This window comes from Streptomyces sp. NPDC002853 (assembly GCF_053591915.1).
In genome coordinates this window covers 171,558-186,354 of record NZ_JBSFUS010000013.1, presented here as the reverse complement: position 1 = coordinate 186,354, position 14,797 = coordinate 171,558, and the positions used below count along the sequence as shown (strand labels likewise).

Below are 14,797 nucleotides of genomic sequence, written 5' to 3'. Positions count from 1 at the left end.
CCACCGCGGGGTCGTACCGCCGGGATCAGGCCACCGGCACCGGGTACGTCGGGTACTCCACGCCGGAGACGTGCTGGACGACGCGGATGACCTGGCACGAGTAGCCGAACTCGTTGTCGTACCAGAGGTAGAGGATCGCGTTGTCGCCGTCGACCTTGGTGGCGCCCGCGTCGACGATCGAGGCGTGCCGCGAGCCGACGAAGTCCATGGAGACGGCGTCGGGAGCGGTCGTGAAGTCGATCTGGCGCTTCAGCGGCGAGTGCAGCGAGACGTCGCGCAGGTGCTCGAGGACCTCTTCGCGAGTGGTCTCGCGGCCCAGGCGCAGGCTCAGGATGGCGATCGAGACGTCCGGTACGGGGACGCGGATCGAACTGCCGGTGATCGGCGCCTTGAGGTCGGGCAGCGCCTTGGCGACGGCGGAGGCGGCGCCGGTCTCGGTGATGACCATGTTCAGCGGCGCGGAGCGGCCGCGGCGGTCGGCCTTGTGGTAGTTGTCCAGGAGGTTCTGGTCGTTGGTGAACGAGTGGACGGTCTCCACGTGGCCGCGCAGCACGCCGTACTCGTCGGCCATGGCCTTCAGCGGCGGGACGATCGCGTTCGTGGTGCAGGAGGCGCAGGACAGGATCTGCTCGTCCGGCTTGATCGTGTCGTGGTTGACGCCGTGCACGATGTTCGGGACGTCGCCCTTGCCCGGCGCGGTCAGGACGACCTTGTCGATACCGGGGCGCAGGTGCTTGGAGAGCCCCTCGCGGTCGCGCCACTTGCCGGTGTTGTCGATGAGGATGGCGTCCTTGATGCCGTACGCCGTGTAGTCGACCTCGGAGGGGTCGTTGGCGTAGATCACCTTGATCTCGTTGCCGTTGGCGACGATCGTGCTGGTCGCTTCGTCGACAGTGATCGTGCCCTGGAACTGGCCGTGGATGGAGTCACGGCGCAGCAGCGAGGCGCGCTTGACGATGTCCTGCTCACCGCCCTTGCGGACGACGACGGCGCGCAGGCGCAGGCCGTTGCCGGAGCCGGCCTTCTCGATGAGCAGCCGGGCGACGAGGCGGCCGATGCGGCCGAAGCCGTAGAGGACGACGTCGCGTCCCTCGCGGCTCTCGATCTTGTTGGCGCCCGTGGCGCCGACGACGGCCTCGGCGGTGAACTCCGCCACCGACATGCCGCGGTCGTCGGTCCTGTACGCCTCGGCGAGCAGGCCGACGTCGATCTGCGACGGGCCGAGATCGAGCGTGGTGAGGGCCTGCAGGAACGGCAGCGTCTCGGTGACGGAGAGCTCCGCACCGGCTATCTGTCGCGCGAATCGGTGGGTCTTGAGGAGGCTGACCACCGACTTGTTCACCAAGGAGCGGCTGTGGAGCAGGACGGTCACGTCCCGCTCCCGGTGCAGCTTCCCGATGATCGGGATCATCGACTCCGCGATCTCCTCGCGGTGCTTCCAATTGGTGAACGAGTCGTCATTGACAGTCACAGGAGTATCTTTCGAGCTAGGCGGCGCTCATATGCTAACCCGACACCACTTTTGATCTTGCAATGGGTGCCGCCTGCCCGTGCTTCAGCGGAGATTCAGAGGGGAACGGCGACGGCGTTGAACGTCGTCCCGGGTTCCTGCGGGCTGGTGAACCGGGCGTTGACCAGATAGAGGCGCTCGCCCCAGCGGGCCGCGGTGGTGGGGACGTCGAAGCGGGGGTCGGTGATCGTGCGGCGCAGGGTGGCGGTGCGTGCCTCGGCGTCGAGGTGGAACACGCTGATCAAGTTCAGCCGGTTCTGTACGACATACAGGGTGCGGCCGACGCGGAGGAGGCCGTCGCCGTTGACCACGTCGTCCGCGCCGACCAGTGTGATCTCGGTGGCGTACCCGGTCTTGAGGCGGACGCGGTAAAGCTTTCCCGGCGAGCTGCTGACGACGATCAGCCCCCGGCCGTCCGGTGTGCCGACGATGCCGTTCGCGTTGATCACGTCCGGTGTCTGCGCCCAGTCGCCGCCGAGCGGCAGCGCGCGCACCTTGCCCTTGCGGCCGCGCGGCACCCCGTACAGCACACCGTCGCGCGAGTCGGTGAACCAGGCGCGGTCGCCGAGCAGCGTGACGTCGTTGATGAAGTGACCGGCGGCCTGGGTCAGCTGGTGGGTGGCCACGAGCTCGCGGGTGCGGGTGTCGAGGACCCGGGCGACTCCGGTGTTCCCGGCGATGTAGAGGAGGCCGTCGTCGTCCACCTTCAGGCCGACCGCGACCGTGCCAATCGCCCCCGCGTAGAAGACCTCGCCCCGGCCGGTGCGCAGGTCGGTGCGGTAGACGGCGCCGTTGGCGCGCGAGCCCATGTAGGCGTACGGCTGCTTTCTGCCGATGGTGATCCCCTCGGGCAGGAAGCCGTCGGGGAGCGGGAACTCGGTCGGCCAGGGGGCGCCCCGCGGCGTGGTGGCCGCGGCGGCCGTTCCGGCGCCGGTCGCCGCGAGGGCGGCCAGGGTGGCGCCGCCGAGGACGGTGCGCCGGGATGGCTGGGGGTGGTTCCGGTGATCGCGGGTCATGGTTCCGGGCCTCCGGGAAGGGCGGGAATGGATGCCGGAGCCCCAACTCGGGGGCGAGCCCGGCCAGTTGACAACGACACGCCGCTCGGCGAAGTTCCCTCGTGCCCCGAGGGCCCCTGCACCCTCCGGCCTGCGCGGCGGAGGGCGGGGTCATGCCGCACCATGGCGGTGGCGCCTCAAACCCAGCCTTCGCCACCCCATAAGCCGTCCTTATGAGGTCATAGGTCAAGGCCGGGTACTAACTTAGGATTGCCTTAGTTTAGGCTTCCCCACGAGCCCCATGTCTTCGCTCGAAGGGAAACCTGATCATGTCTCGCCCTCTGCGGGTAGCCGTTGTCGGAGCCGGTCCGGCCGGCATCTACGCCGCCGACGCGCTGCTGAAATCCGCAGTGGCGGTCGAGCCCGGTGTGTCGATCGACCTCTTCGAGCGGATGCCCGCGCCCTTCGGCCTCATCCGCTACGGCGTCGCCCCCGACCACCCCCGGATCAAGGGCATCATCACGGCCCTGCATCAGGTCCTGGACAAGCCTCAGATCCGCTTCTTCGGCAATGTCGACTACCCGAACGACATCGACCTCGACGACCTGCGCAGCTTCTACGACGCGGTGATCTTCTCCACCGGCGCCACGGCCGACCGGGCGCTCGACATCCCCGGCATCGACCTCGACGGCTCGCACGGCGCCGCTGACTTCGTCTCCTGGTACGACGGGCACCCGGACGTGCCGCGCACCTGGCCGCTCGACGCGGAAAAGGTCGCCGTCCTCGGCGTCGGCAACGTGGCCCTGGACGTGGCCCGCATCCTGGCCAAGACCGCCGACGAGCTCCTGCCGACCGAGATCCCGCCGAACGTCCACGAGGGGCTCAAGGCCAACAAGGCGCTGGAGGTCCACGTCTTCGGGCGTCGCGGCCCCGCGCAGGCCAAGTTCAGCCCGATGGAGCTGCGGGAGCTCGACCACTCCCCGAACATCGAGGTCATCGTCGACCCCGAGGACATCGACTACGACGACGGCTCGATCGCGACCCGGCGCGGCAACAAGCAGGCCGACATGGTCGCCAAGACCCTCGAGAACTGGGCGATCCGCGACGTCGGCGACCGCCCGCACAAGCTGTTCCTGCACTTCTTCGAGTCGCCGACCGAGATCCTCGGCGAGGACGGCCGGGTCGTCGGCCTGCGCACCGAGCGCACCGAACTCGACGGCACCGGCAACGTCAAGGGCACCGGCGAGTTCAAGGACTGGGACCTCGGCGCCGTCTACCGTGCCGTGGGCTACCTCTCCGACGAGCTGCCCAAGCTGCCCTGGGACGTCGCGTCGGGCACGGTGCCCGACAAGGCCGGCCGGGTCATCGAGGAGACCGGCGAGCACCTCCGGTCGACGTACGTCACCGGCTGGATCCGCCGCGGCCCCGTGGGCCTCATCGGTCACACCAAGGGCGACGCCAACGAGACGGTCGCCAGCCTCATCGACGACCACGCGAACGACCGCCTCCACACGCCCACCGCCCCCGACCCGTCAGCCGTCGAGGCCTTCCTCGGCGAGCGGAACATCCGTTTCACCACGTGGGAGGGCTGGTACCGCCTGGACGCCGCGGAGAAGGCACTCGGCGAGGCCGAGGAGCGCGAGCGCGTGAAGATCGTCGAGCGCGAGGACATGCTCAAGGCGAGCGGGGCCTAGTCGCACTGCCCCGGGAGGCCGGGGACGCGGTCGGCGCACGGCCGATACGTGGCCGGCCTCTGGGCGCGTCGAGTCGGGTGGCCCCACTGAACGACCAGAGCTGACCGGGAACCAGAAGCGTTTCGCGGCCGACCACTGGTGAGCACGTCCCGAACGGCTCACTGGATCGAGGTTGCCGCAGCATGCACTGGTACGAGGACGACGGGTTCTGGTCCGACTTCTCCGAGACGATGTTCTCCGAGCGGCGGCGGGCGGAGACGGCGGACATCGTCGCCCGCTCGCCGCTGCTCGCCTTTCCGGCGGGCAGCCGCGTCCTCGACCTGTGCTGCGGCCCCGGCCTCTACCTCGCGCCGCTGGCGCGCCGCGGCTACACGGTCACGGGGGTGGACCTCAGCGCCGCGCTGCTGAAGCGCGCCGAGGCGGCATGTGAGGACGCCGGGGCCGATGTCCGCCTGATCCGGGCCGACATGCTCACCCACGTCGAGCCGGACGCGTACGACGTGGTGCTCAACGTCTTCACCTCCTTCGGCTACTTCGACGACCCGCGGGACAACTTCCAGGTGCTGCGCAACGCCCACGACTCGCTGGTGCCCGGCGGGCAACTGGTGATCGACGTGATGGGCAAGGAAGTGCTCGCAGGCTGGATCGGCCGCCCCCAGGTCGTCGACCTCGACGGCGCGTACGTAGTCCAGCGCGACACCGTCCTGGACAGCTGGACGCGGCTGCGGACCGACTGGACCCTCGTACGGGACGGGATCGCCCGCGAGGCCTCGATCACCTCCTTCCTCTACAGCGCGGCCGAACTGCGCGCGCTCTTCGAGGACGCCGGATTCACCGGCGTGGAGTGCTTCGGTGGCTTCGACGAGGAGCCCTACGACCAGCACTCGCGACGCCTGATCGTCCGTGGGACCAAACCCGGTCTGTGACCGGACAAGTTCGTGAATCTCCGGGAACTCCGCGGCGATGCCCGCCGACTACTGGAGCGTGCCGCACCGCGCGGGAGCGGCCGCATCACTGCGAACACCCCGACGGGCGAAGGGACTTCATGACTGAGGCCACATCCGAGGCCCCAACAGGGAGCGCCTCCCCAGAGGCGGTGCCCGACGGGTCACCGACCGGCAGAGCAGGCCGCGGCCGGCTCCTGACCACGCTGACCGTGCTCTCCGTGGCCCTGGTCATCTCCGTCCTCGCCGGGATCGCGCTCGGTCCCACCGTCGTGCCGCTCGGGGACGTCGTGCGTTTCCTGACCGCCGCCCTCACCGGCGGCAGCATCGGGGCGGACGACGTCACCGGCTACTCGATCGTCTGGCACGTGCGCACTCCACGGGTGCTGCTCGCGGCCGTGGTGGGGGCGGGGCTCTCGGTCGTCGGCGTCGCCATCCAGGCGCTGGTGCGCAACGCCCTCGCGGACCCGTTCGTCCTCGGCATCTCCTCCGGAGCCTCCGTCGGGGCCACCGCGGTCGTGGTGTTCGGGGTGTTCGCCGGACTGGGCGTCTACGCGTTGTCCGCCGCCGCGTTCCTCGGGGCGCTGGGAGCCACCGTGCTCGTGTATCTGGCCGCGCGAGGGCCGCTCGGTCTGACGCCGCTGCGCCTGGTCCTGACCGGCGTCGCGCTGGCCTACGGGTTCCAGGCGTTGATGAGCGTGCTCGTCTTCCTCTCCCCGAACGGCCAGGCCGCCCGCACGGTCCTCTTCTGGCTGCTCGGCAGCCTCGGCTCGGCGTCCTGGGAGTCGCTGCCGCTCGCGGCCGGTGCCGTCCTGGTGACGGTCGTGGTGCTGCTGCGCCGAAGCAGGTCCCTGGACGTGCTCTCGCTGGGGGACGAGACCGCGGCCAGCCTGGGCGTGGACGCGGAGGCGCTGCGACGCGGCCTCTTCCTCCTCACGGCCGCGGTCACCGGGCTCATCGTCGCGGTCAGCGGCGCGATCGGCTTCGTCGGGCTGGTCCTGCCGCATGTCGTGCGCATCCTCGTCGGTTCGACGCACCGCCGGGTCCTCGCCGTCGCTCCGCTGGCCGGCGCCTGCTTCCTGGTCTGGGTCGACCTCGTCGCCCGTACCGCCTTCGCCCCCGAGGAACTGCCGCTCGGGGTCATCACCGCACTGATCGGCGTACCGGTGTTCATCGTGCTGATGCGCCGCCGCGGCTATCTGTTCGGAGGGCGGTAGGTGACCCTCGTACTGCGGGAGCTCTCGGTCGAGGCGGCGGGACGCGCCCTCGTCGACGGGCTGAACATCGAGGTGGACGCCGGACGGGTCGTCGGGCTCGTCGGCCCCAACGGCAGCGGCAAGTCCACCGCCCTGCGCTGCGTCTACCGCGCGCTGAAGCCGACCTCCGGCGCCGTGCTCCTGGACGGCGCGGACCTGACATCCCTCAAACTGCGTGACAGCGCCCGGTCGATCGCCGCGCTCACCCAGGAGAGCCACACCGAACTCGACTTCACCGTCGAGGAGGTCGTGGCCCTCGGCCGCGCCCCGCACGCACGCGGCAACCAGCCCCTGACCGCACGCGAACAGGCCCTGTGCCGCCAGGCGATGGACCGCCTGGACGTCACCCATCTCGTCGGCCGCAGTGTGCTCACCCTCTCCGGCGGGGAGCGGCAGCGCGTGCTCGTGGCACGCGCCCTCGTCCAGGAACCCCGCGTCCTGGTCCTCGACGAGCCCACCAACCACCTGGACATCCGCCACCAGGTGGAGCTCCTCTCCTTCCTGCGCGGATCGGGCCTCACCGTGCTCACGGCCCTGCACGACCTGAACCTGGCGGCCGCGGCCTGTGACAGCATCGCCGTCCTCAACTCCGGCTCCCTGGTCGCCACCGGAACCCCGTCGGACGTCCTGAACCCCGAGCTGATCCGCAAGGTGTTCGGCGTCGACGCCACCGTCGTGCACCACCCCCGTACCGGAACGCCCCAACTCGTCTACGACCTCGCCCCCACCGGCGCCCCGGCACCCGCCGACGCCCTGTCAGAAGGACCGCACTCATGACCCGACCACCGCTGCCCCGCGCAGCCCTGGCAGCCGCCGCGCTGCTGACAACCGGGCTTCTGGCCACCGGCTGCGGCGCCGAGGTGGAGCCTGCGGCGAAGAGCAAGGCGGAGACGGTCACCGTCTCCAACTGCGGCAAGGACGTCACGTACACCCGTCCGAAGCGGCCGGTGGCCTACGACGTCAGCGGCGCCGAGAAGATGTTCTCCCTAGGCCTCGCCGACCGGATGCGCGGTTACGTGATGAACAAGCTCGGCGACCCCTCCATCAAGGGCTCACCCTGGCGCGAGGACTACGCCGACGTGGAGCGCCTCGGAACCGAGCGCATCACCCGCGAGATCGTGGCCGACGCCAGGGCCGACTTCGTTCTCGCCGGCTGGAACTCCGGCTTCAGCGAGGAGCGCGGCATCACGCCCGCCCTGCTGAAGAAGGTCGGGTCCGCCAGTTATCTGCACACCGAGACGTGCTGGGACTACGGCGACAAGAGCGTCGACGTCACACCCCTTGAGGCGCTCTACACGGACCTCGGCAATCTGGGCCGGATCTTCGGCGTGCAGAAGCGCGCCGAGAAGCTCGTCACCGACCTCAAGGGACGCGTCACCGCGCTGAAGAAGACCTGGCCCGAGAAGGGCGACCCGGCCAAGGTCTTCGTCTACGACTCGGGCACCGACCAGCCTTTCACCGCCGGACGCCATGCGGCCCCGAACGACATCATCGAGGCCGCCGGTGCCACCAACGTCTTCGACGACCTGGACAAGGGCTGGACGACGGTGGGCTGGGAGCCCGTGATCAAGGCGAAGCCCGAGGTGATCGTCATCGTCGACTACGCCGACCAGCCGGCCAAGGAGAAGATCGCATACCTGAAGTCGCTCCCCGGCCTGAAGTCGGTCCCGGCCGTCAAGGAGGACCGCTTCTTCGTGATGTCCTACGGCGACGCCGTCAGCGGGCCGCGCAACGTCAAGGGCGCGGAAGACCTGGGCGGTTACCTCCGGTCGGTCGGACGGTGACCCCCTTGCGCACAGCAGCGGCCCCGGTGGTGGCCGCCGCTGCCACCGTGCATGAACACATCACCGACGCGATGAAGACCCCCGACCTGCTGCGGCTCTGCGACAACGTCGTCCTCGCGCGCTTCGAGACGATGAAGGTGTACGCGGCGCTCGGCGCGGTCCGCACCCTCATGGAGCGCGGGACCGTGCGGCCCGGCCAGACCCTCGTCGACAGCTCCAGCGGTATCTATGCGCTTGCCCTGGCCATGGCCTGTCACCGCTACGGTCTCGGCTGTCACATCGTGGCCTCCACCACTGTCGACGCGGCGATGCGGGCCCAGTTGGAGATCCTCGGCGCCACGGTGGACCAGATGCCGCCGTCCGACAGCTTGCGGCTCGACCAGGAGCGACGCGTGCACCGCGTGCGCCAACTGCTCGCCGACCGGGGCGACGTGCACTGGATGCGCCAGTATCACGACGGCGTCCACTACGCGGGTTACGAGGAGTTCGCCGACCTCGTCGAGGCCGCGCTGCCCGATGCCCCGCTGACCGTGGTCGGCGCCGTCGGTACCGGGGCCTCGACCGGTGGGCTCGTGCGGCCCTTGCGCCAACGTGGCCGTGAGGTACGGCTGTTGGGCCTTCAGCCGTTCGGCAGTGTCACGTTCGGGAGCGAGGACTTCCACGATCCCGAGGCGATCATCGCCGGGATCGGCAGCTCCATCCCCTTCGACAACGTGCGCCACGAGCTGTACGACTGCCTCCACTGGGTCGACTTCCGGCACGCCATGGCGGGTGCCGTCGATCTGCTGCGTGCCCACGCCGTGTTCGCGGGTCTGTCCACCGGGGCCGCGCATCTCGTCACGGCCTGGGAGGCGGCCCGCAACCCGGACCGGATGCATCTGGTGATCGGCGCCGACACCGGGCACCGCTACACCGAGCGGGTCTTCTCCCGGCACCAGGAGGCGCTCGACCCGCGCGCCCTCAAGCCGCACCAGATCACGGATCTGGCCGATCTCGCGCTGCCGTGGTCGGCGATGGAGTGGAACCGGCGGAGCTACGACGTACGCACGCACATGAAGCACGAGAAGGAGGGACAGGCATCGTGACGATCGCCGCCCTGGAAGCACTCACCTTCGGCCTCGGACGCCTTGTGGAGGCGGCCGGCGCCGCCGGGCACCGGCTCTGTCTGCTCACGGGCGACCGATCCGTCTACCGGCATGAACTGGAGCGCCTGGAACCGGGATCGATCGACGTCGTCGACGTGGACACCCGTGATGCGGCCGCGTGCGCCGAGGCCCTGGCGGCGGTGCCGGACCTGAAGGGGCTCATCAACTCGACCGACACGTGGAGCGTGCCCGGCGCGGACCTCGCCGCCGGCCTCGGCCTGCCCGGACCCGACCCGGACGCGGTCCGCGTCCTGCGGGACAAGTCCCGGGTGCGCAACCTCCTGCACGAGCAGAACCTGAGCCGCGGCCCCGCCCTCACGATCCCCGCCGAGCCCGCGGCGGCCGAAGAGGTGCTCCGGCAGATCGGCCTGCCAGTGGTCCTCAAGGACTCAGCGGGCACCTCGTCCCGCAACGTCTGGCTGGTCCGCGACGAGCGGCAGCTGCACGCGGCGCTCCGCGAAGCCTCCCGACGCGCCTTCTCCGGGCGGCTGTTCGCGGAACCCTTCTTCGCCGGCCCCGTCTACAGTGCGGAGACGCTCGGCTGGGCGGGCGAGACGAAGCTGCTGGGTGTGCTCAGCCGCCAGATGTCCGCCGAGCCGTTCGTCCGCGAGGAGGCCGCCTCCTTCCCCGTCGCCCTGCCGGACGGTGACTTCGCCCTGATCCAGGACTGGGTGGGGCGTGTCCTTGCGACCGCGGGCCACGACGAGGGCTTCGCGCACGTCGAGTTCGTCCTCACCGCCGAAGGGCCGGAGCTCGTCGAGATCAACCGCCGTATCGGCGGCGCGCTCGTCGGCGAGGCCCTGTGCCGCGCCCTGCGCACCAACGTGTACGACGCGATGATCGCCGTCGCGCTCGGCCTGCGTCCTGCCCTGCTCGACGCACCCGCTGCCACCGGCCCCGCCACCGGCTTCGTCCTCGTCTACCCCGACCGGGCCGGCACGCTCACCGGATGGGCCGGACCCGAGGGCCTCAGCGCCTTCCCCGGCTCGCCCGAGTGGTACCCCACCGCGGCCCCCGGCGACCGCCTGGAACACGTGAGTGATCAGCGTGGCTGCACCGGGATCGTCCTGGCCGAGGGCGCGACAGCGGAACTCGCCCTGCACCGTGCGCTCAGCGCGGCCGGGAGCATACGGCCCCTCGTCGCAGCCGACGCCCGGGAGTGACCCTCCTGGGCAAGCCGCGCGGGCGCCTGCGATCGCGCATCGCGCGGCTCACCGGGCCGCAACGCTTCCTGCTCGCGGGGTCGTTCCTGATCCCGCTGGGCAGCTTCGCCGTCCTGCCCTTCATGTCGGTGCTGCTGCACGAGCGGCTCGGCATGGGGCTCGGCACGGTCGGCGTCGTGCTGGCCGTCGCCTCGCTGGTGCAGTTCTCGGGCGGCGTGGTGGGCGGCGCGGTCGCCGAGCGCATCGGGCTGCGGCACACGATGCTGCTCGCCCTGGCGATCCGCACGGCGGGCTTCGCCTGTTTCCTGCCCGGCTTGCGCCACCCGGCAGCCGCCGTCCTCGCCCTCTTCCTGGTGTCGGCCGGCGCCGCCCTCTACCTGCCTGCCAACAAGGCTTACCTGATACACGAGGTGGACGCCGGGCAGCGCCCCTTGTTGCTGTCCGCGAGCAGCTCGGCCCTGAACGCGGGCATCGCCCTGGGACCGCTGGCCGCGGCGCCCTTCGTCCTCAGCGCCTCTGCCGGACTCTTCACCGCGGTGACGGTGCTGTTCGCGGTGATCACCGTGGGCCACGGCCTGCTGCCGGCCGAGAGCCCGGAGCGCGGGCGGAGTGCCGGGAGCGGACAGCAACTGCCGCCTCCACGCCGGGAGAAGGCGTTCGCCGGGCTCGCCGTGCTGCCCTTCGCGACCACCGTGCTGAGCCTGTACGTCTTCATGTTCTTCCAGCACTACCTCGCGCTGTACGCGGTGCCCCGCACCTCGACCACGTACTACGGACTGGTCCTCGCGCTCTATGCCCTCCTGCTCGTCGTCGCGCAGCCCCTCCTGGCGGAGCGGATCGCGCGGCTGCCCTACGCCCGGGCCTTGTGGCTGGGGTTCGGCGCGATGGCCGCGGGGATGGCCACGCTCGCCGTCGGCAGCCACACCGCGATCATGGCCGGTGCCCTGCTCGTCTGCCTCGGTGAGATCGTCCTCTTCTTCAAGAACGACCTGGAGGCCCTCGACCGGTCGCCGCGTGCACCGGCGGTCGTGTTCGGACATCAGCGGCTCGCGGCCGGGATCGGTGCCTTCGCCAGCGGGATCATGGGAGGCGCGGGCTATCAACTGGCCGAACGCGGTGGCGGTGCCGGTCTGTTCTGGGCCGCGGTGGCCGCGCAGTGCGTCCTGCTGCCGCTGCTCCTGGGCCGCTGGGCCACGGTCAGAGGCCGAGGTCGCTGAGGCCGGGGTGGTCGTCGGGGCGGCGGCCGAGCGGCCAGTGGTACTTGCGGTCGGACTCCTCGATGGGCAGGTCGTTGATGGACGCGTGCCGGGCCCGCATCAGGCCGTCGTCGTCGAACTCCCAGTTCTCGTTGCCGTACGAGCGGTACCAGTGGCCGGAGTCGTCGTGCCACTCGTAGGCGAAGCGCACCGCGATGCGGTGGCCGTCGTGCGCCCACAGTTCCTTGATGAGGCGGTAGTCGAGCTCCCGGTCCCACTTGCGGGAAAGGAAGGCGGCGATGGCCTCGCGCCCCGTGACGAACTCCGCGCGGTTACGCCAGCGGGAGTCCTCGCTGTAGGCGAGGGCCACCTTCTCGGGATCGCGGGAGTTCCAGCCGTCCTCGGCGAGGCGGACCTTCTCGGTCGCGGTCTCCAGGGTGAACGGCGGAACTGGGGGGCGGGTGCTCATGACTGGCTCCATGGGGCGAGGGGAGGAGGACGAGGAAGACGAGGAGAACGGTCGTTCTCCGTCGAGGTCGCCCACGATAGGAGAACGGTCGTTCTCGCGCAACGGTGCGGCGGTGCGCAGCCTCGTAGTAGCCTGGGAGAACGTACGTTCTCACCCTGCCGGGAGCCCTCATGGATCGCGCCGAAGCGGAAGCAAGGCTGCTCGACGCCGCCGACGAGCTCTTCTACGAGCGAGGAGTCCAGGCCGTGGGCATGGATCAGGTGCGTACGGCATCCGGCGTGTCGCTCAAGCGCCTCTACCAGGTCTTCCCTTCGAAATCGGAGCTTGTCCGCGCCTGGCTCGAACGGCGCGACCAGCGCTGGAGGGCGCGGCTCGCCGAGTACGCCGATGCCCGGCCCGCAGGCGCGGAGCGCGTCCTCGGGGTCTATGACTGGCTCTACGAGTGGTTCTCCGAGCCGGACTTCCGTGGCTGTGCGTTCGTCAATTCCTTCGGTGAACTCGGGGCCGTCGACCCGGCGGTGGCCGACACCGTCCGGGCGCACAAGCGCGCCTTCCACGACTACATGGCCGGACTTGTGGCCGCCGCGGGCGAATCGGGGCAGACTGTCGGCCCGTTGGTCCTGCTCGCGGAGGGGGCCATGACCGCGGCCGCCATAGCCGGCTCACCCGAACCGGCGCGCCAGGCCCGGCTGGGAGCGGTTCAGTTGCTGGCCGCGCGGTGACCGCCGGTCACCCGACAGGAAGAAGGCTGATGGCGAAGACGTATCGCGTCGGATTCGGGACGCGTCTGATCAACGGTGTGTTCCGGGCGATGACCCGGCGCGGGGTGGGCAAGAGCTACCGGTACATCCTGACCGTGCGCGGCAGGAAGTCGGGCCGCCTGTTCTCCACCCCGGTCGACGTGATGTCGGCCGGGGGCGAGCGCTGGGTCGTCGGCGCGTACGGGGTGAGCGACTGGGTGCGCAACGCCCGCGCGGCCGGGCAGATCGAGCTCAGCAGGGGCGGCACGTCGCAGACCGTGCGCGTGATCGAGCTCGGCCCCGAGGAAAGCGTCCCCGTACTGCGGCAGTACTGGCGCGAAGTGCCCGTCACCCGCCCCTACTTCGACGTGACGGGCGACTCGACGGACGAGGAGTTCGCCGCCGAGTCGCCCCGTCATCCGGTGTTCCGCCTGGCGTAGGGTCAGCCCGCCTTGGCCCCGGTGTGCAGGGCCAGGGGGCTGCGGGCGGGCAGGGTGGTCCCGATCTTCCCGTCGTCCCCGACGGTGACCGTGTTGCCCTCGCAGGCGTCCGCGGGCGCCTTGGCGACATTGCAGTAGGTGCCGCCGGGCAGGGACGTCGCGAAGGTCTGCGTCAGCTCGCCGTCGCCGTTGTTGAGGGCGACGAACCCCTTGTCGCCGCGGCCGAAGGCGAGGGCGCTGCCTCCGTTGTCCCACCAGTCGGTCAGCTCGGCCGCGCCCACCTCGTTGCGGAATCCGACGAGGCCGGTGATCGCCTGCTGGGCATGGGTGTTCGTCCAGCCGTCCGCGCCGCCGGGCGGACCCGCGTCCTTCTCGGACCACTCGTAGCCGGAGTACACGTTCGGTGAGCCGTAAGGGGAGGCGAGCATGAAGACGTTGGCCAGGGCGTAGGTCGCGCCGTCCTTGTAGGTGAGCGTCGAGCCGTTGCGCTCGGTGTCCCAGTTGTCGACGAACGTACGGGCCGAGCCGCTGCCCAGTTTGCCGTCGGCGACCGATTTCAGCTGGGCTATGTCGCCGCCCTGGAAGGCGCTCTTGAGGTGCCCGCCGTAGCGGAACTCGTCGACGTCCCCGACGCCGGTGTACTCGTCGGGCTGGACGGCCTCGCCGCCGCCGTGGATGACCTCCGACACCCAGAACCCGGGATCCTTCATCTTGCCCTTGATGGCGGCGACGTCAGCGGCGGCCATGTGCTTGGCGGCGTCGATGCGGAAGCCGTCCACGCCGAGGGACCGCAGGTCGTCGAGGTAGGCCGCGATGGTGCCGCGCACCGCGTCGCTGCCGGTGTCGAGGTCGGCCAGGCCCACCAGTTCGCAGTTCTGGACGTTGTCGCGGTTGGTGTAGTCGTTGATGCTGGTGCGGCAGGTGTGGAAGTCGGCGTCCCGGAAGTAGCCGGGGTAGTCGTACTTGCCGTACTGCGTGCCGCCGGTGCCCGTGCCCGAGCCCGCCGCCATGTGGTTGACGACGGCGTCCGCGATGACCTTGACGCCCGCCTGGTGACAGGCGTCGACCATGCTCTTGAAGGCGGCGCGGTCGCCGAGCCGCCCCGCGATCTTGTAACTGACGGGCTGGTACGAGGTCCACCACTGGCCGCCCTGTATGTGCTCGGAGGCGGGTGACACCTGGACGTAGCCGTAGCCCGACGGGCCGAGCTGCTCGGTACAGGCCTTGCCCACGTCCGCGAACTGTCGCTCGAACATGGTGGCGGTGACGGTCTTCTCGCCGGGTGGTGTCGCCTGCGACTGCCAGGGCGCGAACGTCGCGAGCCCGGCCGCGGCCAGCACCCCGGCCGACGTCGCGCCAAGCAGGCGGGAACGGTACTGCATGCTGCGGCTCCTTCGGGACCGGGCACAGCTGTGCCCAAAGAAGGCAACTACTCGTGGGGGAGGCTGCCGTGGGGGGATT

The 14,797-nt window shown here is 70.3% G+C and carries 14 protein-coding genes; 10 read left to right on the top strand and 4 right to left on the bottom strand.

Features of this window, described 5'->3' with window-relative positions:
• Window positions 1-25: 25 nt before the first annotated feature.
• Both ACWD02_RS33125 and ACWD02_RS33120 read right to left on the bottom strand, forming a co-directional pair.
• The gene (locus ACWD02_RS33125; RefSeq protein ID WP_451217320.1) at window positions 26-1,471 is read right to left on the bottom strand and encodes a glyceraldehyde-3-phosphate dehydrogenase; all 1,446 of its coding nucleotides are present in this window, start codon (window positions 1,469-1,471) and stop codon (window positions 26-28) included.
• A gap of 95 nt (window positions 1,472-1,566) precedes the next feature.
• Entirely contained in the window at window positions 1,567-2,526 is a 960-nt protein-coding gene (locus tag ACWD02_RS33120) for an SMP-30/gluconolactonase/LRE family protein (protein WP_451217317.1), read from the bottom strand.
• 308 nt (window positions 2,527-2,834) lie between these two features.
• Between ACWD02_RS33120 and ACWD02_RS33115 the strand changes: the two genes are divergently transcribed.
• From ACWD02_RS33115 to ACWD02_RS33080, 8 genes are all read left to right on the top strand, one after another.
• Window positions 2,835-4,199, top strand: a complete 1,365-nt coding sequence (locus ACWD02_RS33115) for an FAD-dependent oxidoreductase (protein WP_451217314.1) — start codon at window positions 2,835-2,837, stop codon at window positions 4,197-4,199.
• A 182-nt stretch (window positions 4,200-4,381) separates the two neighbouring features.
• Window positions 4,382-5,125, top strand: coding sequence for a class I SAM-dependent methyltransferase (locus ACWD02_RS33110; RefSeq protein WP_451217311.1), 744 nt, complete (start codon window positions 4,382-4,384; stop codon window positions 5,123-5,125).
• Between the two features lie 215 nt (window positions 5,126-5,340).
• The gene (locus ACWD02_RS33105; protein WP_451217665.1) at window positions 5,341-6,360 is read left to right on the top strand and encodes a FecCD family ABC transporter permease; all 1,020 of its coding nucleotides are present in this window, start codon (window positions 5,341-5,343) and stop codon (window positions 6,358-6,360) included.
• A complete protein-coding gene (locus ACWD02_RS33100; protein WP_451217308.1) occupies window positions 6,361-7,176 on the top strand; it encodes an ABC transporter ATP-binding protein in 816 nt (271 codons plus the stop codon).
• Complete coding sequence (locus ACWD02_RS33095; RefSeq protein ID WP_451217305.1) at window positions 7,173-8,183, top strand: ABC transporter substrate-binding protein; 1,011 nt, start codon at window positions 7,173-7,175, stop codon at window positions 8,181-8,183. The genes ACWD02_RS33100 and ACWD02_RS33095 overlap by 4 nt, the downstream gene beginning before the upstream one ends.
• 71 nt (window positions 8,184-8,254) lie before the next feature.
• Window positions 8,255-9,268 carry a pyridoxal-phosphate dependent enzyme gene (locus ACWD02_RS33090; RefSeq protein WP_451217662.1) on the top strand — a complete coding sequence of 338 codons (1,014 nt, stop codon included), beginning with the start codon at window positions 8,255-8,257 and terminating at the stop codon, window positions 9,266-9,268.
• Window positions 9,265-10,491, top strand: coding sequence for an ATP-grasp domain-containing protein (locus ACWD02_RS33085; RefSeq protein WP_451217302.1), 1,227 nt, complete (start codon window positions 9,265-9,267; stop codon window positions 10,489-10,491). Before ACWD02_RS33090 ends, ACWD02_RS33085 begins: the two co-directional genes overlap by 4 nt.
• The gene (locus ACWD02_RS33080; protein ID WP_451217298.1) at window positions 10,488-11,708 is read left to right on the top strand and encodes an MFS transporter; all 1,221 of its coding nucleotides are present in this window, start codon (window positions 10,488-10,490) and stop codon (window positions 11,706-11,708) included. Before ACWD02_RS33085 ends, ACWD02_RS33080 begins: the two co-directional genes overlap by 4 nt.
• On the opposite strand, the gene ACWD02_RS33075 is transcribed toward ACWD02_RS33080, so the two are convergent.
• A complete protein-coding gene (locus ACWD02_RS33075) occupies window positions 11,689-12,156 on the bottom strand; it encodes a nuclear transport factor 2 family protein (RefSeq protein WP_451217295.1) in 468 nt (155 codons plus the stop codon). The two genes, ACWD02_RS33080 and ACWD02_RS33075, sit on opposite strands and share 20 nt — an antisense overlap.
• Before the next feature lie 170 nt (window positions 12,157-12,326).
• Here ACWD02_RS33075 and ACWD02_RS33070 point away from each other — a divergent pair, with 170 nt between their 5' ends.
• Window positions 12,327-12,878, top strand: coding sequence for a TetR/AcrR family transcriptional regulator (locus tag ACWD02_RS33070; RefSeq protein WP_451217292.1), 552 nt, complete (start codon window positions 12,327-12,329; stop codon window positions 12,876-12,878).
• Window positions 12,879-12,907: 29 nt separating this feature from the next.
• Window positions 12,908-13,336 (top strand): nitroreductase/quinone reductase family protein, encoded by a 429-nt coding sequence (locus tag ACWD02_RS33065; RefSeq protein ID WP_451217289.1) that lies wholly within the window; start codon window positions 12,908-12,910, stop codon window positions 13,334-13,336.
• Window positions 13,337-13,338: 2 nt separating this feature from the next.
• Here ACWD02_RS33065 and ACWD02_RS33060 read toward each other — a convergent pair whose 3' ends face one another.
• Window positions 13,339-14,718: an alpha-amylase gene (locus ACWD02_RS33060; protein WP_451217286.1), complete on the bottom strand. Its 1,380-nt coding sequence runs from the start codon at window positions 14,716-14,718 to the stop codon at window positions 13,339-13,341.
• Window positions 14,719-14,797 lie beyond the last annotated feature (79 nt).